This is a genomic window from Pedobacter sp., assembly GCF_040513095.1.
Taxonomy (GTDB): Bacteria; Bacteroidota; Bacteroidia; order Sphingobacteriales; family Sphingobacteriaceae; genus Pedobacter.
Window position 1 is genome coordinate 48008 of the sequence record NZ_JBEVDX010000078.1, and the last position, 25127, is coordinate 73134.

General features: G+C 42.4%; 22 protein-coding genes and 1 tRNA gene. 9 read left to right on the forward strand and 14 right to left on the reverse strand.

From position 1 onward, the window contains the following. The first annotated feature begins 16 nt into the window (after nucleotides 1-16). The 3 genes from yidC to ABWY16_RS09905 all read left to right on the forward strand — a co-directional run bounded on the left by yidC (nucleotide 17) and on the right by ABWY16_RS09905 (nucleotide 6137). Nucleotides 17-1816, forward strand: coding sequence for a membrane protein insertase YidC (yidC, locus tag ABWY16_RS09895; protein WP_353904484.1), 1800 nt, complete (start codon nucleotides 17-19; stop codon nucleotides 1814-1816). A gap of 182 nt (nucleotides 1817-1998) precedes the next feature. Then, a complete protein-coding gene (locus ABWY16_RS09900; RefSeq protein WP_353904485.1) occupies nucleotides 1999-4770 on the forward strand; it encodes a S9 family peptidase in 2772 nt (923 codons plus the stop codon). 125 nt (nucleotides 4771-4895) lie between these two features. Continuing rightward, a complete protein-coding gene (locus tag ABWY16_RS09905) occupies nucleotides 4896-6137 on the forward strand; it encodes a spore maturation protein (protein WP_353904486.1) in 1242 nt (413 codons plus the stop codon). A 67-nt stretch (nucleotides 6138-6204) separates the two neighbouring features. Here ABWY16_RS09905 and ABWY16_RS09910 read toward each other — a convergent pair whose 3' ends face one another. After that, a complete protein-coding gene (locus ABWY16_RS09910; protein ID WP_353904487.1) occupies nucleotides 6205-6444 on the reverse strand; it encodes a hypothetical protein in 240 nt (79 codons plus the stop codon). A 339-nt stretch (nucleotides 6445-6783) separates the two neighbouring features. After that, the gene (locus ABWY16_RS09915) at nucleotides 6784-7149 is read right to left on the reverse strand and encodes a response regulator transcription factor (protein ID WP_353904488.1); all 366 of its coding nucleotides are present in this window, start codon (nucleotides 7147-7149) and stop codon (nucleotides 6784-6786) included. A gap of 117 nt (nucleotides 7150-7266) precedes the next feature. Between ABWY16_RS09915 and ABWY16_RS09920 the strand changes: the two genes are divergently transcribed. Then, nucleotides 7267-8649 carry an exonuclease domain-containing protein gene (locus ABWY16_RS09920; protein WP_353904489.1) on the forward strand — a complete coding sequence of 461 codons (1383 nt, stop codon included), beginning with the start codon at nucleotides 7267-7269 and terminating at the stop codon, nucleotides 8647-8649. A 66-nt stretch (nucleotides 8650-8715) separates the two neighbouring features. Then, nucleotides 8716-8789 (forward strand) — tRNA-Arg (locus ABWY16_RS09925). 68 nt (nucleotides 8790-8857) lie between these two features. On the opposite strand, the gene ABWY16_RS09930 is transcribed toward ABWY16_RS09925, so the two are convergent. Beyond that, nucleotides 8858-9757 (reverse strand): SDR family oxidoreductase, encoded by a 900-nt coding sequence (locus tag ABWY16_RS09930; RefSeq protein ID WP_353904490.1) that lies wholly within the window; start codon nucleotides 9755-9757, stop codon nucleotides 8858-8860. Nucleotides 9758-9906: 149 nt separating this feature from the next. Between ABWY16_RS09930 and ABWY16_RS09935 the strand changes: the two genes are divergently transcribed. Beyond that, the gene (locus ABWY16_RS09935; RefSeq protein ID WP_353904491.1) at nucleotides 9907-10413 is read left to right on the forward strand and encodes a GNAT family N-acetyltransferase; all 507 of its coding nucleotides are present in this window, start codon (nucleotides 9907-9909) and stop codon (nucleotides 10411-10413) included. 91 nt (nucleotides 10414-10504) lie between these two features. On the opposite strand, the gene ABWY16_RS09940 is transcribed toward ABWY16_RS09935, so the two are convergent. The 3 genes from ABWY16_RS09940 to ABWY16_RS09950 form a co-directional block, all read right to left on the reverse strand. Next, nucleotides 10505-10729, reverse strand: coding sequence for a hypothetical protein (locus tag ABWY16_RS09940; RefSeq protein WP_353904492.1), 225 nt, complete (start codon nucleotides 10727-10729; stop codon nucleotides 10505-10507). Between the two features lie 60 nt (nucleotides 10730-10789). Beyond that, nucleotides 10790-11836, reverse strand: coding sequence for a glycoside hydrolase family 53 protein (locus tag ABWY16_RS09945; RefSeq protein ID WP_353904493.1), 1047 nt, complete (start codon nucleotides 11834-11836; stop codon nucleotides 10790-10792). 94 nt (nucleotides 11837-11930) lie between these two features. Continuing rightward, complete coding sequence (locus ABWY16_RS09950; RefSeq protein ID WP_353904494.1) at nucleotides 11931-12398, reverse strand: DoxX family protein; 468 nt, start codon at nucleotides 12396-12398, stop codon at nucleotides 11931-11933. Between the two features lie 117 nt (nucleotides 12399-12515). Here ABWY16_RS09950 and ABWY16_RS09955 point away from each other — a divergent pair, with 117 nt between their 5' ends. Next, the gene (locus tag ABWY16_RS09955; RefSeq protein WP_353904495.1) at nucleotides 12516-12884 is read left to right on the forward strand and encodes a YccF domain-containing protein; all 369 of its coding nucleotides are present in this window, start codon (nucleotides 12516-12518) and stop codon (nucleotides 12882-12884) included. Between the two features lie 101 nt (nucleotides 12885-12985). Then, on the forward strand, nucleotides 12986-14032 hold the full coding sequence (locus ABWY16_RS09960; RefSeq protein ID WP_353904496.1) for a phosphotransferase enzyme family protein: 1047 nt from the start codon (nucleotides 12986-12988) through the stop codon (nucleotides 14030-14032). Here the strand turns inward: ABWY16_RS09960 and ABWY16_RS09965 are convergent. The 5 genes from ABWY16_RS09965 to ABWY16_RS09985 form a co-directional block, all read right to left on the reverse strand. Then, the gene (locus ABWY16_RS09965; RefSeq protein WP_353904497.1) at nucleotides 14029-17124 is read right to left on the reverse strand and encodes a ligand-binding sensor domain-containing protein; all 3096 of its coding nucleotides are present in this window, start codon (nucleotides 17122-17124) and stop codon (nucleotides 14029-14031) included. The two genes, ABWY16_RS09960 and ABWY16_RS09965, sit on opposite strands and share 4 nt — an antisense overlap. A gap of 132 nt (nucleotides 17125-17256) precedes the next feature. Beyond that, nucleotides 17257-17382, reverse strand: coding sequence for a hypothetical protein (locus ABWY16_RS09970; RefSeq protein ID WP_353904498.1), 126 nt, complete (start codon nucleotides 17380-17382; stop codon nucleotides 17257-17259). A gap of 15 nt (nucleotides 17383-17397) precedes the next feature. Further along, nucleotides 17398-19578, reverse strand: a complete 2181-nt coding sequence (locus tag ABWY16_RS09975) for a multicopper oxidase domain-containing protein (RefSeq protein ID WP_353904499.1) — start codon at nucleotides 19576-19578, stop codon at nucleotides 17398-17400. A 111-nt stretch (nucleotides 19579-19689) separates the two neighbouring features. Then, a complete protein-coding gene (locus ABWY16_RS09980) occupies nucleotides 19690-20445 on the reverse strand; it encodes a CHASE3 domain-containing protein (RefSeq protein WP_353904500.1) in 756 nt (251 codons plus the stop codon). Between the two features lie 137 nt (nucleotides 20446-20582). After that, nucleotides 20583-20762: a BF3379 family histone-like protein gene (locus ABWY16_RS09985; RefSeq protein ID WP_142527011.1), complete on the reverse strand. Its 180-nt coding sequence runs from the start codon at nucleotides 20760-20762 to the stop codon at nucleotides 20583-20585. Nucleotides 20763-20928: 166 nt separating this feature from the next. Between ABWY16_RS09985 and ABWY16_RS09990 the strand changes: the two genes are divergently transcribed. After that, complete coding sequence (locus ABWY16_RS09990; RefSeq protein WP_353904501.1) at nucleotides 20929-21246, forward strand: hypothetical protein; 318 nt, start codon at nucleotides 20929-20931, stop codon at nucleotides 21244-21246. Between the two features lie 46 nt (nucleotides 21247-21292). On the opposite strand, the gene ABWY16_RS09995 is transcribed toward ABWY16_RS09990, so the two are convergent. The 3 genes from ABWY16_RS09995 to ABWY16_RS10005 form a co-directional block, all read right to left on the reverse strand. Then, complete coding sequence (locus ABWY16_RS09995) at nucleotides 21293-22888, reverse strand: MFS transporter (RefSeq protein WP_353904502.1); 1596 nt, start codon at nucleotides 22886-22888, stop codon at nucleotides 21293-21295. A gap of 1 nt (nucleotide 22889) precedes the next feature. After that, a complete protein-coding gene (locus ABWY16_RS10000) occupies nucleotides 22890-23948 on the reverse strand; it encodes an HlyD family secretion protein (RefSeq protein ID WP_353904503.1) in 1059 nt (352 codons plus the stop codon). Nucleotide 23949: 1 nt separating this feature from the next. Continuing rightward, nucleotides 23950-25127: TolC family protein (locus ABWY16_RS10005; protein WP_353904504.1), on the reverse strand; the 1178-nt coding region annotated here is incomplete at its 5' end.

A 25127-nucleotide genomic window follows, 5' to 3' on the forward strand; every position in this document is an offset into this window, starting at 1 on the left:
CGTTAAATTAACAATAATGTATAGAAATACATTTACAGGATTATTCCTGATTATGATCGTTTTGGCAGGTTCATTCTATTTTTTCAAGCCCAGCGAGGCTGAGATGAAGAAAGAACGCGAGCGGATCTCACTGGACTCTGCAGCAAAAGCTGGTGTAAAACCAGCTTCTGCAAATGTGCCCGCTGCTGTTCCGGCAGTAGATTCATCTGCTTTAAAAGGCCCATTCGGTGGAAATTTAGCTGGTACTGCTACTACAACTGTACTTGAAAACGCTGCCCTGAAACTGACTTTCACCAATAAAGGAGGAAAAATCAAATCGGTAGAAGTTAAGGGGGAAAAAAATTACCTGGGCAAACCGGTAGTGCTTTTCGATGGTGATCAAAATACCTTTGGCTTAAGCTTAAATATTGGTGGTAAACTGATCAATACCAATGATCTTTATTTTACCTCTACTCAAACTGCAAATGCTCTGGTAATGCGTGCCAATTACAGCGCGGATAAGTACATTGAATATGTGTATGCTTTGGGAAGCAGCGATTCTCATGATGTTGATTTCAATATCAACCTGAGCGGGATGAACCAGGTAATCCAAAAGGACAGCATTGCCCTTAACTGGCAAACTATCCTGATGCAGCAGGAGAAATCTTTACAGGCCGAGCAGCAATCTTCTGCCCCTTATTATAAGTACGTTGACGAAAACCCTGATCACCTCAGCTTTGCAAAAGAGGAGAGCGTAGAGATCAATAAAGCCAAGATTGAATGGATTGCTTTCAAACAGCATTTCTTTTCGGCTGTGCTGATTCCTGCTGATCCTTTTGTGAAAGCAAATGCAAGCGTTAGAATATTAACTACACCGGGCGAAGTAAAGGGTTACAGCGCAAACGTAAACCTTCCTTTCAGTCAGCTTGCCGCTCAAAACTATAAAATGAAGTTCTATTTCGGAACCAACCAGTTTAAAGTATTAAAAGCACAGGGACATGAACTGGAAAAATTGGTTGAAATGGGCTACTGGCCGTTGAAATACATCAACAGGTTTATAGTACTTCCGGTATTTAACTTCCTTGAAGGATTCGGATGGAATTATGGTTTAATTATTCTGGTCCTTACTATTGCTTTAAAACTTGTTTTATCACCGCTGACATACAAGTCTTATATATCAATGGCTAAAATGAGGATTTTAAAGCCGGAGATGGATGAGATCAAAGCCAAAGTAGGTGAAGACAATGCTACGCTTCTTCAGCAGGAATACCTTAAACTCTATAAACAGGTTGGTGTGAATCCCCTGGGCGGATGTTTACCGATGCTGCTGCAGTTGCCAATCGTAATGGCTTTTTTCTTCTTCTTCCCGAATCTATTTGAGCTGAGAGGACAGAGTTTCTTATGGATGCATGACCTTTCCACCTATGATGATTTTATCAAATTCGGTTTTACTGTTCCCTTTATTGGTGATCACCTGAGTTTAATGTGTGTGCTGATGACCATTTCAACGCTGATCTACACTTATTTTAACAACCAGGTTTCTGGTGCTACCGGACAAATGAAATATATCGGTTATATCATGCCGATCGTTTTCCTTGGGGTACTGAACAAATACCCTGCAGGATTAAACTACTATTATTTCCTTGCGAACATGATGACATTTGGTCAGCAGTTCCTGATTAAATCAATGGTTAACGATGAAAAAATTCACAATATTCTGAAGGAAAACAAAAAGAAACCTGAAGAGCAAAAGAAAAAATCAAAGTTCCAGACCCGTTTGGATGATTATATGCGTCAGCAGAATCAGGTTAAAACGCAGGAAAAAAAGAATAAATAAGTTATTTCTTTACCGAACCCGGGGGCTGTATTATTGCAACATAAAGCAATGATACAGCCCCTTTGCTTTTTGAGGCATTCATGACCCAAAAATGTAAAAATTGATATACCTATAGGATTTATTGATAATAATTTGCAATTTTTAAGCCTGAACAATATTACTATCTAAATTTACTTGAAATCATGCACAAAAAACTCACTATTGTCCTACTCTTCTTTGCATCATCAGTCTTTGCACAGAAAAAGCCGCTCAACCATTCGGTTTATGATTCCTGGGAGAGTATTGGTATTAAACAATTGTCTGCCAACGGACAATGGGCAGGATATTCTATCGTAAAACAGGAAGGAGATGCAAATTTATATCTAAACAGCCTGTCTGCAAGTACAAAAATAACTATACCAAGAGGCGATCTGCTTAAATTTACCGCTGATGCTAAGTTTGCGGCTTTTCTAATCAAACCGCTTTTTGCAGCTACAAGGCAGGAAAAGATTAAAAAGAAAAAACCCGAAGAAATGTCGAAAGATACCCTTGGCTTCGTGAATCTGACTACAAATGCTGTTACTAAAGTAGCACGCGTGAAATCATTCAAGATTCCTGAAGATGCGGGCGACTTCCTGGCCTACCAGAAAGAGGCTGTTTTAGATACCAGTAAAAATAAGGATAAAAAAGAAAGCTCAGAGCTGGTCCTGAGAAACCTGCTGACAGGTGTTGAAAGGACTTTTAAATATGTGACCGACTATGAAATCAGTAAGAATGGCAAACAGCTGATCTTTACCTCTCCCGGATCAAAAAAAGACAACACCGCAAAAGCAGGAGTATTCGTTTATAATACAGAGAAAGGAACTGTTAAGACCTTAGTGGGTATTAAAGGCAATTTTAATGGGTTTGTATTTGACCAGGACGGCGAACAGGTTGCTTTTTTAGGAGAAACCAGTCCGGAGAAAACAGAAGTGAAGGATTATGGAATCTATTACAACTCGCTGACCCTGGATACCGCACAGGTTTTAGTAGACAATGAAATTGATGGTTTGCCCGCGAAATGGACAGTAAGCGGCGATGGAAAATTATCTTTCAGCAAAGAAGGCACCAAATTATTCTTTGGTATAGCACCCCTAAAAAAAGCAAAAGATACCACGCTTGTTGATTTTGAAAATGCTAAAGTAGATGTATGGGGATATAAAGATGATTATCTGCAGCCCATGCAGTTAAAAAATTCGGATAAAGAACTAAAAAGAAGTTACCTGAGTGTGATTGATATCTTTAGCAGTGATCCTAAAGTTATTCCATTAACAGATTTGAAAATGCCTGAGTCCAGCATTGTAAAAGAAGGGGACGCGAGCTTTGTTCTTACTTCAACTGATTACGGAAACCGGATACAGTCGCAATGGACAGGCGCCCGCATCCGTGATTACTATCTTGCAGATGTAAAAACAGGTGCAAGAAAAAAGATCATTACTGCTCTCGACGGTGACGCATTCCCATCCCCTGCCGGGAACTACATCTTATATTTTGATAAGAAAACATCCCTCTGGTCCACCTATACCGTTGCCACTGGAAAAGTTACCGTTCTCAATACTGACAGCAAAGTTAAATTTGCCGATGAAGACAATGATGTGCCTGACGATCCCTCAGCCTATGGTGTTGCCGGCTGGACAGAAGAAGACAAACAGGTACTGATCTATGACAGGTACGATATCTGGAGTTTTACACCAGATGGTAAATCAGCACCAAAAATGATTACCAATGGTTTTGGAAGACAAAACAAGATTACATTCCGTTATGAGAAACTGGATGCTGAAGAACGGTTCATTACCCGGAAAGACGATATCTGGTTATCTGCATTTAACAATGATACTAAAGAATATGGATTTTACAGAACGCATGCCGGCGACAGTAAAAATCCTGAACTGGCGGTTATGGCAAAGTTTAAATATTCAAACTTAGTGAAAGCCAAAGGTGCAGAACGCTATATTTATGACAAAGGCAATTATAGTACTTCCCCAAATGTATATGTTTCTACCGATCTCAAAACTGAAACCAAACTCAGCAATACCAATCCTCAGCAGTCTGCTTACAACTGGGGAACTTCAGAACTGGTAAAATGGACTACCCCAAAAGGATATCAGTCGGAAGGTATACTGTACAAACCAGAAAACTTTGATCCTGCTAAAAAATATCCGATGATCGTTTATTTTTATGAGAAGTTATCGGAAGGATTATACAATTATATCCCTCCTGCTCCTACCCCATCAAGGTTAAATATCTCCTACTTTGTAAGCAACGGGTACCTTGTGTTTGCACCGGATATCAGCTATGAAAGAGGTTATCCGGGAAAATCTGCCGAGGAATTTATCAATTCCGGCGTAGAGGCATTAAAGAAAAACAGCTGGGTTGACGGCACTAAAATCGGTATCCAGGGACAAAGCTGGGGCGGGTATCAGGTAGCTTACCTGATCACCAGAACAAATATGTATGCCGCAGCATGGGCTGGCGCACCTGTAGTGAACATGACCTCCGCTTACGGTGGTATCCGCTGGGAAACCGGTATGAACAGACAGTTTCAGTATGAGAAAACACAGAGCCGAATTGGCGCAACGCTTTGGGAAAAACCAGAACTTTATATCGAAAACTCACCATTGTTCTCTATCCCAAAGGTAAGCACACCCGTAGTGATCATGTCAAACGACGCAGACGGAGCAGTGCCATGGTACCAGGGAATAGAAATGTTTACTGCGTTAAAAAGATTAGGAAAACCTGCATGGTTATTGAACTATAATAACGAAGCGCATAATCTGGTGCTGCGTCAGAACAGGAAAGACATTCAGATTCGTGAACAGCAGTTTTTTGATTATTACCTGAAAGGTGCAAAAGCTCCGGTATGGATGACTGGTGGTATACCGGCTACTGAGAAAGGGAAAACATGGGGTTTTGAGTTGACAGATGACAAACCCTAAGCTGGCAATCAATTAAGCCTTCATGAACAACTACAGCTATAATCAAAGGATTTCCACTGAAAAGGATCTGTATTCTCAGGAATACAGATCCTTTTTTTTACATTCATACTTTCAAACAAAAATTAATGGCTTTAAATTATCTTTGGGTTGCATTTTTCCTGATTGCTTTTGTTGTGGCGCTGATCAGGCTGATCTTTTTTGGGGATACAGAAATCTTTAAACTGATTGTAGACGGTACTTTTGAATCGGCAAAAACCGGGGTGATGGATATTGCCCTTCCGCTGGCAGGTATCATGACCCTCTGGCTGGGTATCATGAACATTGGCGAGAAGGCCGGAGCGATCAGCTTCCTGTCAAGGATCATCGGCCCTTTTTTCAGCCGCATCTTTCCGGAGGTCCCGAAAAATCATCCGGCAACTGGGCACATGGTGATGAACTTCTCTGCAAATCTGCTGGGCCTGGATAATGCCGCAACACCCTTCGGCTTAAAAGCCATGCAGAGTTTACAGGAAATAAATCCCAATAAAGAAACGGCCAGCAATGCGCAGATCATGTTTCTGGTGCTGCATACTTCCGGACTTACACTGATTCCCCTTGCGATCATGGCACAGCGGGCTATCCTGGGTGCAGCAGATCCCTCGGATATATTTATTCCCTGCATGATTGCCACTTATGTAGCAACTGTGGTTGGCCTGATAGCTGTTGCGCTGAAACAGAAGATTAACCTGCTCAATGCAGTGGTCATATCCTGGCTGGGAGGTATTACTTTAGGTATTGCTGCTCTGGTCTATTATTTTACCAATTACCTGAGCAAAGAAGAAATTCAGGCGGTATCAAAAGTAGCTTCGAATGTGATTCTTTTTTCAATCATTATCGCATTTATCCTCGGCGCATTACGCAAAAAAGTAAATGTATATGAAGTCTTTATTGAAGGTGCAAAAGAGGGCTTTACCACTTGCATTACTATTATCCCCTATCTCGTGGGCATGCTGGTGGCAATTGGCGTACTCAGAAATTCCGGTGTATTGGGGTATATTGTCGATGGTTTTACCTGGTGTTTTGTACACATGGGCATCAATACTGATTTCACTCCGGCATTGCCTACAGCATTGATCAAACCACTTAGCGGAAGTGGTGCAAAGGCCATGATGGTAGATACGATGAAAACGTACGGACCTGATTCTTTTGTTGGCAGGCTGTCATGTGTTTTTAATGGCTCAGCAGATACCACTTTTTATATCGTTGCCCTGTATTTTGGTTCTGTAGGCATCAAGCGAACCCGTTACGCCATACCCTTTGGATTAATTGCAGATCTTGCCGGGATCATCGCAGCCGTGCTCGTATCCTATTTATTCTTCCACAAATAATTGTTTATTAACGTAAAAGCCTCTGGAGAATTGAATTCAACAGAGGCTTTTCCATTATTTTGTTTAGCTAGGCTAACTGGTGAACGTTTAAATGGTCGATGATCTTCTCCAGAACACCAGGCTCAACATTCACATATTTGGACGACCTCCAGGTAGAGGAAGGCTTATCCAGCCAAACACAAAATGAATGGTATCCATCCATTATTACAGCATAGGTTTCATGAAAATCGTCCTGGATTCTCATACAAAAACCTGTTACAGGTTTGCCCTGTACATCAAACTGAAAGTTGAGATAATTACTTAACATATTCATATCTGGTTAGTTCATTTATCATAACAAATATGGGTATTAAATGTTCAGTAATTCTTAAGTGTGCAACATGTAATTGTTAACAAATATTGAATCTGTAATGCTATAACATTTTAGCAAATTAATTTATTTTTCAACATTTAATAATTGCCCGGATCTATTAACAATTGAGGCCTTTTTCCAGGAACTGGATGAATTCGTAAAACCGGATGATAGAAAACGCCTGCATTCCGCTATCCTCAGATCATTGAGCAATCTTATAAGAATAAACACTCTGACCGGTTTTAATTATATAGAATTTAGTACGATTTTATATACTAATTAGTACAGTTAAAATTAAGCTGCAAGCTGAGCTTTTACCATGTCGATCAAACGATCAATATCAAAAGGTTTGGCCAGAAAGTTATCAGGCGCGCCTGGCATCAGCAAAAGGTTGTTTAAATTATGGCTTGCAGAGATCATCACTACAGGTATTTTTTTATATTCCTCATGTTCCTTGAGTGCCCTGCATATATCTCTCCCGTCTAATCCGCCCAGCATAACGTCAAGCAGGATCAGATCAGGGATATTTTCCTCCACAGAATCAAACACATATTTTCCGTTTGCCAGTGTAAAGACTTCATAGCCCTCATCCTCCAATATAATTCTGATAACGTCAAGGATGTCGTTATCATCATCCACCGCCAATATTTTCTTAGACATTACTTATCCCCATTTCATTTTCATCTATGCTATTTACATGCCATTTGAGAATAAATTTAATATTCGTTTTTTTTACTAAATTTATTAGCACATTTGTATTAGAACATCATTTGATAAATGTTATACGCAGTAGTAGATATTGAAACCACCGGGGGCTTTGCCTCGGGTAATGGGATTACCGAAATTTCCATCCTGGTTCATGATGGTTCAAAAGTTATAGATGCTTTTGAAACATTGATCAACCCGGAACAGGAAATTCCCTTCTATATAGAAAGTTTAACCGGCATTAGCAATGATATGGTGAGAGATGCGCCTTTGTTTGCAGAGGTTGCACCAAAGATCTATGAAATGCTTTTTGATAAAGTTTTTGTTGCACATAATGTGAATTTCGATTTCTCATTTGTAAGACACCAGCTGGCACAGAGCGGCTTTAATCTCATTTCTAAGAAACTTTGTACAGTACGCATGAGCAGGAAGATCATCCCTGGCCAGAGCTCTTACAGCCTGGGTAAATTATGCCAGGCATTGCGTATCCCTCTGAACCACCGCCACAGGGCTGGGGGCGATGCTGCAGCAACGGCACTTTTGCTGAGCCTGCTGCTGGAAAATGATACGGAAGGACTCATTTCACTTTCATTACACAAGGCATCAAAGGAACAGGTATTGCCCCCAAACCTGTCAAGAGCCTCAATAGATGCATTGCCTTCTAACCCGGGGGTATATTATTTTAAGGACAATAAAGGTAAAATTATCTATATAGGGAAAGCTATAAACATTAAAAAACGGGTCTGCTCACACTTTTCCGGAAACAGCATCAAGAAACAACGACAGGAATTTCTTAAGAATATCCATACAATTGATTTTACGATCTGCGGAACAGAGTTGATGGCACTCATTCTTGAAGCCGCAGAAATACAGAAGCACTGGCCTGAAAATAACCGGGCATTAAAGCGTTTTGAACAAAAGTATGCCCTGTATTCCTTTGAAGATCAGAAGGGCTATATCAGGCTTGGGATAGATAAATATAAGAAGAACACCAATGCCCTGTTTACATTTAACAGTATCCTGGCCGGCCAAAGCATGCTGCGCGGGATGATCACTGAGCATGAGCTTTGTGAAAAACTATGCTTTATCCAAAAAAACAGGTCTTCCTGCACGGCCGTGGAAAAGGGCGATTGCCACGGGGCATGTCAGGGACTTGAGCATCCATACAGTTACAACACGCGTGTAAAAGCTGCCGTCGCACACTTAAAATCAACCCTCCCATCTTTTGCACTGATCGATAACGGCAGAAATGAGGATGAACAAAGCTGTTTATGGGTTGAAGAAGGCAAGTTTTATGGAATGGGTTATATTTCTTTTGATACTGATGTAAATGATATGGATACCCTCAAGTCATGTATAGAACCTTATCCATCAAATGATTATATTTTGAATATGGTTTTAGACTATGCAGAAATGAACCCCGGCAAGAAAATACTGAGTCTCAAAGAAGCATAATTAGAAAAAAAGATTTGCTGGTATTGTACAGAAATCCTATCTTTGGCGCTCCTAACAGGGAAACACGCATCCATAGCTCAGCTGGATAGAGCAACGGTTTTCTAAACCGTAGGTCATAGGTTCGAATCCTATTGGGTGTACAAAAGTAAAAAGGAGCTTCTAATTTGATTGGAAGCTCCTTTTGTTTACAAAACAATTTTTTGATTTTCTAGGGATTCCCACTACCCCCTGCTGCTCCGTAAACCTGTCCGGTAGTATAACTGGATTCACTGTCAGCAAGCTGAACAAATATAGAAGCCAGTTCTGCAGGCTGTCCCGGGCGTCCAAGCGGGGTTTTGCCCCCAAATTCAACAATAGCATCCTGAGGCTGACCTCCACTGGTTTGTAGCGGTGTCCATACAGGCCCCGGTGCAACGCCGTTTACGCGTATACCTTTTGGGCCAAGCTGTTTGGCCAGCGACTTCACAAAAGCAACATTGGCAGCCTTGGTCTGCGCATAATCGAACAGGTTTTCTGAAGGATCATAGGCCTGTACAGATGTCGTAGAAATAATCACAGCACCTGCAGGCAGGTGTGGCAATGCAGCCTTGGTGATCCAGAATGGCGCGTAAATATTGGTCTTGATCGTTGCATCAAAACCAGCAGAAGACAGATCCAAAAGTGAATCTACAGCTTGCTGACGGCCAGCATTGTTTATCAGTATATCAATTCCGCCAAGTTTTTCGGCTGCTTGTTCTACTAAAGACTGACAGAACGCTTCGTTTGTGATATCTCCGGGAATTGCGTACCCGATGCGTCCTTCTGCAGTAATCAATGCAATCACCTCATCGGCATCAGGTTGCTCCTCGGGTAAATAATTGATCACTACATCGGCACCTTCTCTTGCATATGCGATAGCAGCAGCGCGGCCAATACCTGAGTCGCCTCCTGTTATTAAAGCCTTCCTGCCTTTCAGACGTCCCGATCCTTTATAACTGGTTTCCCCGTGATCTGGTACAGGCTGCATTTTTGAAGCAAGTCCTGGTGCTTCCTGAGGCTGTTTGTCAAATGGTGGTTGCGGATATTTAGTTGCTGGATTTACGAGTGGTTTCTGATCTTGTTCATTCATAAGTATAGATTTAAATAGATAGGGTTTCAAAGCAAGTTTAACAGGCTAAGGAAGTCATTGTTTCCAGAAAAAAAATTCAGTTTGGTAATTGCCAGCCGTTGAGAGGTTTCAGTATAGAGATTTTTAGGTTTTATCTTTATACTTGCAAAATGGAATACAGATTCAGAAAAGCAATAGCAACTGAGCAGGATCAAATCTGGGAAATCCTGCAGCAAGGCATCCAGCGCAGAAAAAACGATGGCAGCAACCAATGGCAGGATGGCTATCCTAACAAGGAAGTTGTCAAAGCAGATATTGAAAAAGAGCAGGGTTATGTACTGACAGATGGGGATACCATTGCCGGATACGCAGCTGTAGTGATGAATGACGAACCTGCCTATATGGAGATTGAAGGTGAATGGCTCAGCACGGGAGACTTTGTAGTAGTTCACCGTGTGGCCCTTTCAGAAGATTTTGTTGGCAGGGGTTTATCCAAAATCATCATGCAGTATATCGAGGATTTTGCCTTGAGCAATGGAATATACAGTATAAAAGCAGATACCAATCATGACAATGCCGCCATGCTGAAAATTTTTGAAAAAATGGGTTATGTATATTGTGGCGAGGTCTACTTCAGGGGCAGTGCCAGGAAAGCCTTTGAAAAAGTACTGAAATAGTTATTTATCATCCACTACAACCCTGCCTGATTTGATAACTCTCTCAATATTTTTGAGTTGATTGATATCGATCAGGGGTTGCCCTTCAAAATCAGCAGGTCTGCTTTTTAACCTTGCTGATCGTCCCTATACGCTCTTGCTCACCAATAGGTTCCGCGGCGATGATAGTGGCAGAGCGTATAGCATCAATAGTGGTAAAGCCGCAGTCGTTCACAAAATATCCAAATTCATCAATTAATCGTGGATACGCTCTGGTCAGGTCTGCAATCTGATCGGTCCCGGCACTGATCTTTACGCCTTTGTCCCGCTTTGTCAATCGAATATAACATCTTCGTAATACAACTGCGATACAAAGATTGGGGATGTACTCACACAACTATTTCAGAAATGCATCCAGTGCTTTTGAAGGCTTACCATCAGTTCCCCAGGCGCTCAGGTCATAATGGCTCCAGCTTCTCGCTCCCTCAGGCTCCCAGTAAAGCAAACCCAAGCCCTTATGTTGGGGAACAGCTTTGACTTTCTGCATCACCGCTAAAAGCATATCATAGGTATTCTGTACTTTATTATCTTCATTTCCCACTTCTACAACCATTACTTCTTTATGATACCTGGCAGCCAAATCGTTCAGGTTCTTGCCCAGGTCATCGATAGAAAGTGTGTAATCAGGTTTGCCTTCAAGCCAGTAAGGATAATAGGAAAGTCCGATGACGTCATATTTCGCCCCGTGTGAGGTGGCATCGTCAAACCAGGTGCGGAAACGCTGATTGTTATTCCCCTGATCTACATGCAGAATCACTTTGGTAGACGGGCTTACATCTTTTACAGCCTGATACCCCTTATTGATCAGCTGCGCCAGTGTACCCCAGTTTTTAGTACTTCCTTCGGGATAGATCATGCCTTCAGCAGTTTCATTCCCTACCTGCACCCATTCCGGGGTAATACCCGCATTTTTCAGGGCCTTCATTACGCCCAGCGTATAGTCATAAACATCTGTCATCAGCGTTGGGAAATCGTGCCCTTCCCAGGCTTTTGGTTTCTTTTGCTTGCTTGGGTCTGCCCAGCTGTCACTGTAATGCAGGTCGATCATTACCCGCATACCCCATTTTTTTGCGCGGACAGCCATTGCCACAGTTTCTTCTGTACTGCAATGACCGCTCACTTTATCATCCGAAGGGTTTACCCAGGCCCGCAGCCTGATGGTATTTATCCCGTGATCCTTCAATATTTTAAAGCAGTCTTCTGCCTGTCCCTTATCATTATAAAACTTATAACCTGTAGCTTCCATTTGAGGCAGCCAACCTATATCCGCACCTTTGACAAACGCCGATGCATTATTGGGTACAGCACCTTTTTTCAGCATACATGAAGAGAACATCAGCATTCCCGCCAAAAGGATAAAAATTCTTATGTTAGAACTATTCATTAGTAGTTTATGATTTGATTATGGCTCTCAATATAAGAAAGAAATAATGCAAAACTACCTTAATAGTGGCGAATTTGATGCTATCACCTGTGGATTATGAGATAGGATTATCGACCTTGTCTGACCCTTTCTTCATGGCATGATCAACAGAATACGGGCCGGATCCGGTTACCCAGAAAAGAACCAGTAACAACAGTACGATCAGGGAGAGCCATAATTCTGAATTCAGCATACTGAATCCCCTGGAAATATTCACGAAGAACACGGCTACCAACAGAATTGGGATCTGCATTACTGCAGCGAAACGTGTAAGCAGTCCTATAGCGATTAAAATTCCACCCACCAGGTGTACAAAGCCTGCAATATGAATAGCAACGCTGGCCATCATGCCAGAAAAACCAAAGACACTCTTTTCCAGCAGCAGTTCCTGCAGAGCCGCAGTGTTACTTACAATTGCAATTCCTTTGCTAAAGATCAGAATTCCCAATCCGATACGGACGATGTCGAGCGCTTTAGTAGTGTGCAGATCGCCCCACCGCTCAATTTTTTGTATAACAGTCATGATAATCCCTCCTGTTTATAAATTTGTCTATTAAAGCTACAAACAATTTATAAAAAAATCAATAGCATAAAGATGTAACTAATCTGCTCATTTCCCGTCTTAAAATAAAAAGCAACAATGAACTTTATAGGCAATATACTTTGGATTATTTTCGGCGGAATATTTATCTTTTTTGAATATCTGATAGGAGGATTTATCTTATGCCTTACCATTGTAGGTATTCCTTTTGGCCTGCAATGCTTTAAATTTGCCTTTGTAGGCCTTGCTCCTTTTGGCGTTCAGATCACTGACACCTCATCCAACACCGGCTGCCTTTCTACCATCATGAATATCATCTGGCTGTTGTGTGGCGGTATTTGGATAGCCCTGACCCACTTGTTCTTCGGTATACTGCTGTGTTTGACAGTTATTGGTATTCCCTTTGGAAGACAGCATTTCAAACTGATGAACCTGGCATTTACCCCATTTGGCAAGTCAATCAGTTAAGGACAAAAACTGGAAACTGGAAAAAATTTTAGCCGCCGGGACTACTGCTTTTGCTAAAGATTGTTTACGTTTACCGCACACAATTAAATTTCAGGCGCTTTATGTTCAAAAAGATATTACCTCTCTATGGAATCGATCCTGTGGTCTGTGATGTAAAAGCATTTGGTGATGGCCTGATTAACTATACCTGGAGCGTAATTACCGGATCTGACCGTTACATTTTACAGCAGGTTAACCAGAATGTATTTAAGCATCCATTTGACATAGATCACAATATTTCCCTGCTTAAAGACTATCTCGATACTGAATACCCTGACTATCTGTTTGTAGCCCCTGTAAAGGACCTGACAGGAAATTCTCTGATACATACTGAAGAAGGCTATTTCAGGATGTTCCGTTTTGTTGCAAACTCTCATTCCTTTAACGTTGCGGAACATAAAGATGAAGCTTTTGAAGCTGCACAGCAATTCGGAAAATTCAGCAGACTGCTGAATAACTTTGAAGTACAGCATTTGCGTGCTACCCTGCCCGACTTCCACAACCTTAGCCTCCGTTACCATCAGTTTCTATATGCATGTGAGCACGCATCAGCTGAGAGAAAAGACAAATCATCAGAATTGATTGCTTACCTGCTTGCAAACAAAGACATTGTAGAAACTTTTGAACGTATCACTGATAGAAAAGAGATACCGCTCAGGGTAATCCACCATGATACCAAGATCAGTAATGTACTATTTGATGCGCAGAATAAAGGCATCTGCGTAATAGACCTGGACACGGTGATGCCCGGATATTTCATCAGCGACATTGGTGACATGATCCGTACCTATGTCTGTCCGGTTAGCGAAGAAGAAACAGATATGAGCAAAATCGAAATACGGAAAGACTATTTTAAGGCGATCTACGATGGTTATATGCTGGAAATGGGAACAACGCTGACAGCGCTGGAAAAATCATATTTTATCTATGCCGGTAAGTTCCTGATCTATATGCAGGCCCTTCGTTTTCTTGCAGATTACCTGCAGAACGATGTTTACTATGGATCGGGATATGAGGGCCATAATCTCAACCGTGCAGAGAACCAGCTTACCCTGCTCAGAAGATACCTTGAAACCGGGGAACAACTGAAAGCACTGATTGACGGTTAAATCTTAAACTTCAGTCTAACGGTGCATCCTCCTCCGGGCGTACTGTCTGTTGTCAGCTCGCCCATTAATTCCTCTGCCCGGCTTTTCATATTGTTGAGCCCGTTTCCTGACAGCGAATCTGACTGGTCGAATGCCGCCTCAGCAGCTGCAAATCCGATTCCGTCATCCTGAACGGAGATATCAAACACATTTTTTTTAAGTTTGATGTCCACGACAATGGTTTTGCAGCCGGAATGTTTAACAGCATTATTGATGGCCTCTTTAAGAATCAGGTACAGGTTTTTACGCACCCTCATTTCTAAACTGATATCCATTAGCCGCTCATGAGCATTCAGTTTAAACAAAATATCGCTGGCTGCACATAGAGGCCTTGCATAAGAATTTGTACGCTGAACAATACTTCCCAGGTTATCATTCTTGGAATTTACCGCCCAGACAGTATCCCCCATCTCACTGATCATTTCAATAGCAGTAGTGCCGATGGTTTGTAATACCTTGACCAACTGTGTTGCCTTCTCCTGTTCCTGATAGATTTTCGCTACTTCGCTGTAAACGGAAATACTGCTGAGCGTAGAGCCAATATTGTCATGCAGGTCCTGTGCAATCTGATTGCGCACCTTCTGCTGCCTGAAAATCTCCCGTATCCTGTAACTGTAAATGGCATAGATGATAAGTGCAGTGACCGCCGCCATCAAAAGAAAAAACCACCACGTTAACCAGAAAGGAGGATGAATAGCAACCATTACCGAAGTAAATTTACTCATGGGACTATCTTTCCAGTTGCTCGCGCGTACTTTAAACCTGTACTTACCGCTCTGTAGATTTGAATAGCTGGCAACATTTTGTTTACCGGCACTGATCCATTGTTTATCAACACCTTCCAGCATGTATTCATATTGCAGGGTCTCGCCGGTAAATTCAGGGGCAGAAAATTCGAATGAAAAGTAATTCTGCTCATGATCCAGTTCAATAACTGAATCAGCAAGCAGCTGATTATAGGAGATGTTAAAGATCTTAAAGTCAGTAAAGAAAATCCTTGGTTCGTTATCAATCGGCGCTACAGCCTCCGGATTAAAAGTGACATAGTAGTTATCACCGGCAGCATACAGGTTATGCTGATGATCTTCATAAAGGTATCCTTTTACGCCATCAGACACACGTAAGTCAGGCAGATCATAACAACTGTAACTTTTCCTCTGGGGATCATATTTGTGAAAGTGGCCATTACAGATCATCCATACATGGCCATGCGTATCCGACACCAGGCCTTCGGTGAGATTGCTCGACTCGCTGACATGCAGGAATTTTCCCGAGCGGCGATCATAATAATTTAATCCACCGCCATAAGTGCTCACCCAATAGTTGCCCCTGTGATCCTCCTGCAGATCGTACACATCGTTATTGCTGATTGTCGTTTTGTTCTGAAGATCATAAGTATGGTAGCGGATCGGTGCAGATTCCTTCTTCCAATCGCCCAAACCGCGCCTGGTAGTAGCCAGCCAGGTAACACCGCTTTTGTCCCTGTAAATTTTTCTGATCAGGTTATCTTTGATATTATATTCTTTAACAATATCCTTAACCTTCGATTTTCTGGATACCCATTTCTGATCCGACAGGTCATAATATGTTAAATAATGCCCAAATGGAGATACCAGTAATACAGGATGCTGCGCAATGGTATCACGCACGATGGAAACAATCCTGGAGCTGATTAATTTTTTCATCACCGGATCTTCAAGTGTACCGGGCAGCAGGTTGAGCTTATTTGCTTTCTGATCATAGCGGAACAGCGTATAGTCCGTGCCCAGATAAAAAGAGCCATCATGGTCTTTGAAGAATTTGGTTGCTGCCAGTTCCTGCCCTTCATATACGATCTTACGGTGTTCAAAGCTCAATGCATCGCGCGACTGGATATATATGCCGTCGTTTGTCCCGATCCATAAACGCTCGTCTTTATCTTTATAGAAATCGTAAATCTTTATGGGTTTTCCGGTATCCGGAAGGTAATGCAGTCCGAAAGGAGAAAAAAGGGAATTGAGTATGCTCACTCCATTATTTGTTCCTATCCAGATGATCCCCTGCCTGTCTTTGTAGATGACGTTCACCTGATCGTCGCTCAATGAACCTGCCTTTACAGCATTATGTCTGTAGCTGGTGAACAAACCGCTATCTTTATTGTAAACCATCACTCCCGAGTTCTTTCCGGCCATCCAGATCTGCTGGTGATCATCTTCTGCAAAAGAAACAAAGTCGTCCGGTAACACACCCTTCATCCCAGCAGAAGGGATCATGGCTTCCAAGTGGTTGCTGCCAGCCTGCTGGTAATAGATTTTGTTATCCCAGGATCCGAACCATAGGTCGTACTCATTATCCCTGTAGATCGCAGCAATACTGGCATGTGGTAATTTCGCATACAGGTTTTTGTACCGCGGATCTTCTCTGTACCGAAGTGTCCGGGTGTTGATACTCAGCAAGCCACCGCCTGCCCTGCCCACACGCAGCGTATCGTGGCTATCCATCAATAAAGTAAGGATACCAGAAGTACCGGTTCTTACAGGGGTATCAAACCTTTCAGTTTTTTTATTGAGCCGCACCACATAGCTGTTGCTGGTGGCCAGCCATAAATTGCCCCTGCGGTCTTCCACTATTTTTTTGATTGCATCCTCAGGGATACTTTTCGGGTCGTGGGCATTGTACCTGAACTGCCTGAATTGCTTTGAAACACTTAAATGATAGTCATATTTGGTAATACCTCCATCGGCCGTGGCTATCCACAGTATCCCATCCCGGTCTTCATACAGGTCATTGATGATATTGCCGGATAAGACATGGGTGTCATTTGGTTTACTTTTATAAACAACATAATATTTACCATCATAACGGGTAAGACCGTCCTCAGTTCCAAACCATACAAAACCTCTCCTATCTTTAAGGATGCAGTTTACTTTATTATGTGATAGTCCGTTTTCAGTTTTTATCGTTTTAAAAAACGGCTCGGCCTCCTGGGCAGAAGCATCCGCAATAAAAAGCATTGCCAATGCTATAAGCACAGCAACAATCCGTACAGGGAAGCTAAAAAATTTCTGGTCCATAATTTAAGATGCCGGCCGCATAAGCATAGAATCCCATAACAGGCTGCTTAACTAATATCAAATGATATATTTTTATCATGCAAAGATACATTTTATTCAGCAAATGAAATACTGCATACTTTCCATATCTGATTAGAAATCAGATAGTTTTACACTTCCCAGTGTAGCAACACTTACAAAGTCTTTAGAATTTAAATTCTTATCCGCAGGCAAACCTAAATGTGAAAGCGCCTGCCCGGCAGCCCCGCTCCATGACATTGCAACCGGTTCTGTTTAATATGTAAGTGTTAAACCTCCACCCCAGCCCATATCGCTGTCATAGTGGCTGGAGAGCAAGAAATACTTGGTTAAGGTATATTTTAGCCCCACAGCATACTCCTTGTCGGTATTGGCCATAAAGTTGGCCCGGATTTTTCTGGCAACCGCAATATCTTCCCTGCTCAGCTGAAACCTGTACTTACCATCCCCGTCAATACGCGCATCTGCAACGACGAGCATGGGTAAAGTATAAGCGAAGCCAGCAACTACAGTTTTCCTGTCGTTCTTATTGCTACGCTGCCCAAACAGATTCTTTTCGGCTTCATCTGTATTTCGGTAATGGTAGTCGAAACCGGCATAAGGCATGAACCACTGCATCTCGCCTATGTATCTTCCCAGCATGGTCTCAGTCTCATAACCTTTGCTGTCGCTGGTTCCCAAATGCCATAGTGTACTGAACTTCCAGCGGGTGTTAGCCAGCGCTGCCATACCATCTGATCCATTGCTTTCCAGCCCTAAGTTCGCGGTTGCGTGGAACTTACGGTCATCTTTGTAGACCTGTCGCATTGCATAACGCGGGTCAGGTACTTCAGGGTTGGGAGGAGAATTTTCATATGCGAAGATCCTGCCCATACCGCTCATCATATGATAAAGGATATGGCAATGGAAAAACCAATCCCCGCTCTCTGTTGCAGCAAACTCAATCGTATCTGTTTCCATGGGCATAATGTCTATCGTGTTCTTTAATGGCGAATAGTCGCCATTCCCATTGAGCACCCTGAAAAAATGTCCATGCAGGTGCATAGGATGCCTCATCATCGTGCGGTTAGTAAGGATGATCCTGATATTCTCACCTTTTTTGATCAGGATTTTATCAGCTTCTGATACAGTTTTGTTGTCAATAGACCACACATAGCGGTTCATGTTGCCGGTAAGATTAAAATTCATGACTTTCACCGGGCCTGCGGGCAGCGTTGTTTTTGAGGGCGACCTGAGCATGCCGTAATTCAGCGTAACGATATCACCTTCAGGAACTTTCCCCCTGGTATCACCGGTAATTTCAGGATACATGACATTGTTCATATCCATCTGCTGGTTAGTCATTTTCATACCTTCCATCATCTTCATCTTACCACCTGCCGTCATCATGCCGTTCATCATTTTCATTCCCTCAAAGTATTTTAGTGCCGGCAGCACAGGAGCATTGGCCTTTATTCCCTTGCCCAGCCAGAGTGAGGTAAACCTAGTCCTGTCCTCTGAGGTAGCACGGAACTCAGAATTCTTATTGTCAGGAATGGTAACAATAACATCGTATGTTTCTGCCACAGCAATGATCAGCCGGTCTACTTCAACCGGGACGACATCCATTCCATCATTGGCTACTACAGTGATTTTTCCGCCTCCGTAATTGAGCCAGAAATAGGTTGAGGAACCCCCGTTTACAATCCTGAGCCGCACTTTATCTCCTGCCTTATACTGAGGCTGCTCATCTACAGGTTTGCCATTGATCAGAAACCGGTCATAAGCTACATCACTTACATCCATTGCAGTCATGCGTTTCCACTCATTCTTAAGCTTGGTACCCACCTGGCCCTGACCAATTGCCTCGGCGTAGCTCTGAACAGATTTTTTTTGAATGGCAAACCAATCGGACCCATTGTGTAAACTGCGGTCAATTTCCATGGCATCCATATCAGCCCAATCGCTCAGCACCATGGTATATTCTTTCAGCGCCCCGGGTATTCTCTTGTGGATAACAAAAGCTCCATACAGGCCCATTTGCTCCTGCATAGAGGTATGTGAATGGTACCAATAGGTACCGTTCTGCACCAGGGGAAACTTAAAAACGTGAGTTTCGCCCGCTTTGATTGGCTGCGTAGTGAGGTAAGGAACGCCATCATACCGGTTTGGCAGGATTAATCCATGCCAGTGAATGGAGCTTTCTTCCTTTAAAGTATTATGGACATAAATTTCTGCTGTGTCACCTTCCGTAAATTCAAGCACCGGACCTGGTATAGTGCCATTTATCGCCATCGCCATGCGCGGCTTTCCTGTATAACTGGCCATTTTATGACCTATAGTTAAATCGTACCTGATTTTTTTCGGTTTTGCTGCGGGCGCAATCTGCCCGCTGCATAGCAGCGCTGTAAAAATTAAAAGCGCTGTGGTAAAGAATTTTATGCTGTTCAGACTCATTATTATGCCTTTATATCCTATCAAATACTATCGATAAAGATATAAAGCAAAGGGCCTGCTCTGTTTATGGAATTATAGTTAATTCTTATATAATTTAGCGTAACTAAATACTTATTCCAAATCCGAATCTTTGATCCTGACTTCGTAATTTCCTTTGGCAATTTGTTCGGCAAGGTCACTGATAACTTTAATATTTTTCTCTGTGCTCTCTTCCCGTTGTTCCAGAAGTTCCTGCAAGCGCTCATTATCCGCCAGATTGTTTTTCATTCTGCGGTAAAACGCATAGGTTACAACCAGGGCTACTACAGATGCCAGAAGAATCAGTATTGGCGTAAACATAGCAAACCTATCCATTTTTGAGATCCTCGCTGCCAGCAAGGTATTTTCCCGCTTTTCCATAGTCTGAATTTGTTTCCTGATCTGATCCATAATAGCCTTGCCAGACAAAAGCTCAGCTTCAGTTACAGGAATTCCTCTTCTCCTGTTAGCTATAGTACGGGTGATAAATACATATTTTTTTTCTATCAATTGCTGCAGGTATGGTATATCTTTCTGCTGTGATGCATTATCTGAAGTAAGCAGCTGCACATGGTCAATCAATTCCATCACATCATCTTTTGAGCCTGTGTATGGTTCCAGAAAAACAGGATCAGCAGTAAGCAGATATCCACGCTGCCCGGTTTCGGCATCTTTCAGTCTTGAAATGATATTATCCAGATTTTGAATGACCTTAAAGGTATGGTCTACCCAGCGGTCGCTTTCCAGTAATTTACGGATGCTCAGGTAGGAAGCGGCAGAACTGATGATGAGCGCGGCTAATGAAATGCCCAGCCCGAGGCGAATGTTTCTTTTAAAAGTATTGACCATATGGAGTGAAACTCAAATATAATATTGAATGTTTTCACAAATATAGAATAGATTTCAATCATTAAATCAAAAATCCCGGTTGGTTGGTACCAGCCGGGATTTCTGTAATAGCTTGCTATTCGCGAAACTAAAGTATTTTATTTAGCAGTGTTTTTCTTTTCAGTCACTTCAGTACGGATGTCCTGAGCTAGTGTTTTCAAATCTTGCATTGCTTTACGAACTCTTGTTCCAGCAGCACCGTTACCTGAATTGTAAAACTTGTCTGCATCAGCCTCAACTCCGGCAATTAGTTCTTTTAATTTTGCGAATTTTTCCATGATATTTTGTTAATTAAATTTGATTTATGGCCTTAAAGGTAATAATTATTGGTTTTCTTCCAAATCATTAACGCATGAATATGCGGTTTTAATATCTGCACAAGTATATTTAAAACCATTTGCAGGCGGGTTTGTTAGAATAGCAACCAATAAATCAACAAATACCATGGAAGATCAAAAGGAAGAACAAAAAGGCAAAGCGCCTGATAATGAGCAGTATGACGTAAACAATCCACAAAATCTTACGCAGCCTCAATTTAATAGTACAAGTACGCACAGAGAGGGTGCAAAAGTACCTGCTGTGGAAAACTTAAATCAAAATAACGATGAAAATAATCTGAAAAAGGAGAAAGAAAGCAACAATTCAGAGACTAAAGAGCCCGTAAATGACGATTCATTGAACGGTACGGGCTCTCAAACAGATCTTGGCGATGGCCAGAGGGATGAAGATGAAGCCGATAAGGAAAGAATTATCAGAAGGTAATCTCTTCAATATAAACAGTCTTCTATAGGAATATAGCGTCGCAGCGCTATATTCCTATAGGTGAAGGCTGGCTTGACATGAGATTGATCCTTGTTCTGTTCAGATAAGGGAACAGGGCAATCACAAGTAAGATCACAATCAGGATAATACTTATAAAAAGATAATAATCCATCATTGTACGTAACGATGCCTGCGCATCGATCGTTCTGCTGAGCAAACCCCTTGCAATCTTCGCACTTTGATCCGGCGCCACTCCCTTTGCTGTCAGCGCTTTTGCATAAGTAGCTAACCTGTCGCCCGCAATACCGTCAACTCCGCTTAGCTGATCCTGAAATCTGTTGATATGTATTGTCTTATGACGCAGCTGAAAGTAGTTGATCAAAGATATACTTCCACAGAACCCGGTGAAACGAAAGAATACCCCCATAGCAGATGCTGATCCTGCCATGGCAGGTGGCACTGAAGAAATCATATAAATAATTATAGGTGCCATCAGCATTCCAGTTCCCAATCCCTGTATGATCAGAGGTATAACGAAGGTAGAAGAATCAGCTTGTGTACTAAAGAGGAACCACATCCAGGTATGAAATACCAGCAGCAGGAAAAACCCGTACATCCAGATCAATCTCATCGGTCGCCTGAGGAGGATCAGCCTTGATGATACCAGCACACCAAGCGCGATGCCGCCGATATTAGCGATCATCAGATAGCCGATATTCCGTGGGTCCAGGCCCAGCACCGAAGCAAAATACTGACTGGTCATACCCAAAGCACCTCTTACTATATACAGCGTCACAATCAGCAATACACCAATATTGAAATTGCGCGACTTGAATACGGCTATATCCAGATATGGACGTTTCAGGTGCAGTTGCCGGAAAATGAGTAATGCCATCAGCGCCGTACAGGCAATTGTATTCCAGATTATCCGCTGATCCTGGAACCAGTAATATTGTTCACCATACAGCAGGATATATCCTAAACTGCAGAGCAGACACGAATACAGGAAAAAACTGTAAAAGTCCAGCCTGTATAGTGGTACTTTTTTGCTGAGCCTTACATTATTCATAATGATCAGCAGCATTGCAGTGCCAGGCAAATAAGCAAAAATGATAAATTTGTATAAGACGTTAAAATCCCAGGCATCCAGGATGGGTGCCGTGATGATCGTGGAAACGGGTGTAATGCAAAGCAGCATCCCGTAAAAAACAGAATAGCCAATTTCCCTTGCCCTTTCGCTATGCAGACTGCCAAAAATAAGCGTGATACAAATACTGGTGGACATACAGTTGCACATCCCCTGCAAAAACCTGAAGGTGAACAAAACCGGCAAGCTATGCGTATGTAAACATACATAAGATGTAATTACCGTCAGGATCACGCAGATCAGAAAATATTCCCTGGTCGCGGTAAAAACAAAAAACCTTCGCTCCAGAGCAAAAAATCCTGCCACCGCAGCATAATAAGCGATCATCGAATACTGTACATCAGCAGGCTCAATACCGTAATACCCTGCGGCACCCGGGGCGCTTGCAGTAGAAAGTCCAAATAAAAGCAGACCAGGCACAATTACTATGAAAATAGTAACCCTGATCAGCCAGACAGGAACCCATGATCTGAATACTGGTAATACCGGGCTCATTTTAATCTTTTTTAATACTGATATTGGCATTCATACCTGCACGCAACTGCGCCAGTACCTGCGGACTTTCAGTCAGCTTTATCTTCACCGGGATACGCTGTACGATTTTCACAAAGTTACCTGTGGAATTATCCGGTGGCAGTAGTGAAAAACGTGCGCCCGTGGCAGGCGACAGGGAAACGATTGTTCCTTTGAATTTTTTATCCGGAAAAGCATCTGCAGTAACTTCAGCAGCTCCACCAATATGCATGTGAGAGATCTGCGTTTCTTTAAAATTAGCGATCACCCACTTACCTGCATCCTGGTCAACAATATATGCCAGTGTTTGTCCTGCCTGGATCAGCTGTCCCTGCTGGATAGTTCTTCTGCCCATCTTTCCATTGTAAGGAGCGCGGATAACAGTATAACCGACATCGAGTTTACTTCTGTTCAGCAGTGCCTTACGACGTTTGATTTCCGCCTGGTATACCCCTTTCTGTGCCCTGATATCATTTACCTTTGATAAAGAAGCCTGATAGTTTTCCTTTGCAGAATGAAATTCAGAAGTAGCTACGTCCAGCGCCGCCCTGCTGTTTTCCAGCTGTTGCTGCGTTGCAGATTCTACATTGAACAATTTAGAATAGCGGTCATAGTCCTGCTGTGCCCTCTTGAGTTTGGCCTCGGCAGCAGCAATTTGCGACTGACTGGCCTGAGACATCCTTGCTGTGGTTTCGATATTACTTTCCATCACTCCAATCTGTGCTTCGGCATTCGTCAGCGCAGCTTCCCCTTCTTCCTGCTGCAACTGGTACTCGCTGTTGTCAATGATCAGCAGCGTATCCCCTTTCCTGACATCCTGATTTTCCTCGTATCTGATTTCTCTGATAAACCCAGTTACACGTGAAGTAACGGGGTTAATGTATTCTTCTACCTGGGCATCATTGGTATCCTCATATTTATAGAGATCAAGAAGGGTGATTACACCCCAGACAGCCAATGCTAAAGCTATCACTCCAGCAACCCATGCTGTGATTCTTGTTATTAAATGATCGGTCTGCGTATATTTAGTGTTCGTTTCCATTTTAGAGGTTACCTATGGCCTTTTGTAATTGATAATATTGTAATTGTGCTGCAATTCTGGCTGCAGCGTAGTCGAATCGGGTTTGCAGTAACTGCGTATCCGCATCAAGCAGATCGGTGATCAGTGACAGCTGATTGAAATATGTATTATTTACTATCCTGAGATTTTCTGTAGCCTGACTGATATTTTCTTTGGCAACATCGATGCGGGTTAGTGCTTCTTTATATCTTAGAAATGCTTCATTCACTTCCTGTCTGATCTTATCTTCTGTATCGGCATGTTCTACTTCCTGCTGTCTGTATTGTATTTCTGCCGCTTTTACCTTATGCCTGTTCTGGTACAGGGAAGAGATAGAATAACTGGCTTTGATACCACTGAAACCCAATCCGTACATTGCGATGGAGTAAGGATAGATCAGGATCTGCGGGTAGCTGTATTTGTAGTTGCTGAAAAGTCCGAGTTTAATTGCCCCATTTGCCTTTATAGCTTTGATATTTAGTTTGCTCAATTGTGTTTCCTTTTCAGAAATCCTGTAGGCTGGTGAATTAGCCATCGCATCATCGAGGTAAGCCGTGTAAGATTTTAATACCGGCAACTCGGCATTGTCTCCGTCTTCAGGTTCAATAACAGTATGATCTGGCAAGCCGGTCAGGATGTTCAGTTTCTGATTGGCAATGAGGATATCATTGTCCAGTTGTACGAGCGACATCTTTTGTCTTGATAACTTCAGTGTGCCCCTGAGCACATCACTTTTCAATACCACTCCGTTTTTAAGGAGCTGGTTGATTTCTGCAAGCTGTTTTTCCTGGGTGCTGATATCTTTCAGGAGCAATGCTTTAAAAATACGGCTACGTTCCAAATCTAGGTAGTAAGCTGTAGCCCTGAGTTTGATTTCCTCAGTCGTGAGGTTTTTCTGCGCTACTGCAATTTCATTTTCCTTTTTTTCTTCTGCGATTTTTGTAGTTACCTTTCCGCCACTGTACAAATTGAAATAGGCGTCACCACCAAAACTGTATGAGGTGTGCACCGGGAGCTCATACTGGTCAGGCGTATGAAATAAGCCATGCGTATAAATCGGCAGGTTGGTGATCTTTGAATACTCACCTTCTGCATTTATCTCAGGAAGGCGTTCTGCCTTGGCATCCTTAATTCCCTCCAGTGTGCGCAAAACTTTAAAAT

Excerpts from the sequence above, each read along its gene's own strand:
- ABWY16_RS09975 (WP_353904499.1), bottom strand. The coding sequence starts at position 19,578 with ATGAGTCTGAACAGCATAAAATTCTTTACCACAGCGCTTTTAATTTTT.
- ABWY16_RS09990 (WP_353904501.1), top strand. The coding sequence starts at position 20,929 with ATGGAAGATCAAAAGGAAGAACAAAAAGGCAAAGCGCCTGATAATGAG.
- ABWY16_RS09985 (WP_142527011.1), bottom strand. The coding sequence starts at position 20,762 with ATGGAAAAATTCGCAAAATTAAAAGAACTAATTGCCGGAGTTGAGGCT.
- ABWY16_RS09980 (WP_353904500.1), bottom strand. The coding sequence starts at position 20,445 with ATGGTCAATACTTTTAAAAGAAACATTCGCCTCGGGCTGGGCATTTCA.
- yidC (WP_353904484.1), top strand. The coding sequence starts at position 17 with ATGTATAGAAATACATTTACAGGATTATTCCTGATTATGATCGTTTTG.
- ABWY16_RS09920 (WP_353904489.1), top strand. The coding sequence starts at position 7,267 with ATGTTATACGCAGTAGTAGATATTGAAACCACCGGGGGCTTTGCCTCG.
- ABWY16_RS09910 (WP_353904487.1), bottom strand. The coding sequence starts at position 6,444 with ATGTTAAGTAATTATCTCAACTTTCAGTTTGATGTACAGGGCAAACCT.
- ABWY16_RS09960 (WP_353904496.1), top strand. The coding sequence starts at position 12,986 with ATGTTCAAAAAGATATTACCTCTCTATGGAATCGATCCTGTGGTCTGT.
- ABWY16_RS09950 (WP_353904494.1), bottom strand. The coding sequence starts at position 12,398 with ATGACTGTTATACAAAAAATTGAGCGGTGGGGCGATCTGCACACTACT.
- ABWY16_RS09915 (WP_353904488.1), bottom strand. The coding sequence starts at position 7,149 with ATGTCTAAGAAAATATTGGCGGTGGATGATGATAACGACATCCTTGAC.
- ABWY16_RS09995 (WP_353904502.1), bottom strand. The coding sequence starts at position 22,888 with ATGAGCCCGGTATTACCAGTATTCAGATCATGGGTTCCTGTCTGGCTG.
- ABWY16_RS09930 (WP_353904490.1), bottom strand. The coding sequence starts at position 9,757 with ATGAATGAACAAGATCAGAAACCACTCGTAAATCCAGCAACTAAATAT.
- ABWY16_RS09935 (WP_353904491.1), top strand. The coding sequence starts at position 9,907 with ATGGAATACAGATTCAGAAAAGCAATAGCAACTGAGCAGGATCAAATC.
- ABWY16_RS10000 (WP_353904503.1), bottom strand. The coding sequence starts at position 23,948 with ATGGAAACGAACACTAAATATACGCAGACCGATCATTTAATAACAAGA.
- ABWY16_RS09955 (WP_353904495.1), top strand. The coding sequence starts at position 12,516 with ATGAACTTTATAGGCAATATACTTTGGATTATTTTCGGCGGAATATTT.
- ABWY16_RS09900 (WP_353904485.1), top strand. The coding sequence starts at position 1,999 with ATGCACAAAAAACTCACTATTGTCCTACTCTTCTTTGCATCATCAGTC.
- ABWY16_RS09905 (WP_353904486.1), top strand. The coding sequence starts at position 4,896 with ATGGCTTTAAATTATCTTTGGGTTGCATTTTTCCTGATTGCTTTTGTT.
- ABWY16_RS09970 (WP_353904498.1), bottom strand. The coding sequence starts at position 17,382 with ATGTCATGGAGCGGGGCTGCCGGGCAGGCGCTTTCACATTTAGGTTTG.
- ABWY16_RS09965 (WP_353904497.1), bottom strand. The coding sequence starts at position 17,124 with ATGGACCAGAAATTTTTTAGCTTCCCTGTACGGATTGTTGCTGTGCTT.
- ABWY16_RS09945 (WP_353904493.1), bottom strand. The coding sequence starts at position 11,836 with ATGAATAGTTCTAACATAAGAATTTTTATCCTTTTGGCGGGAATGCTG.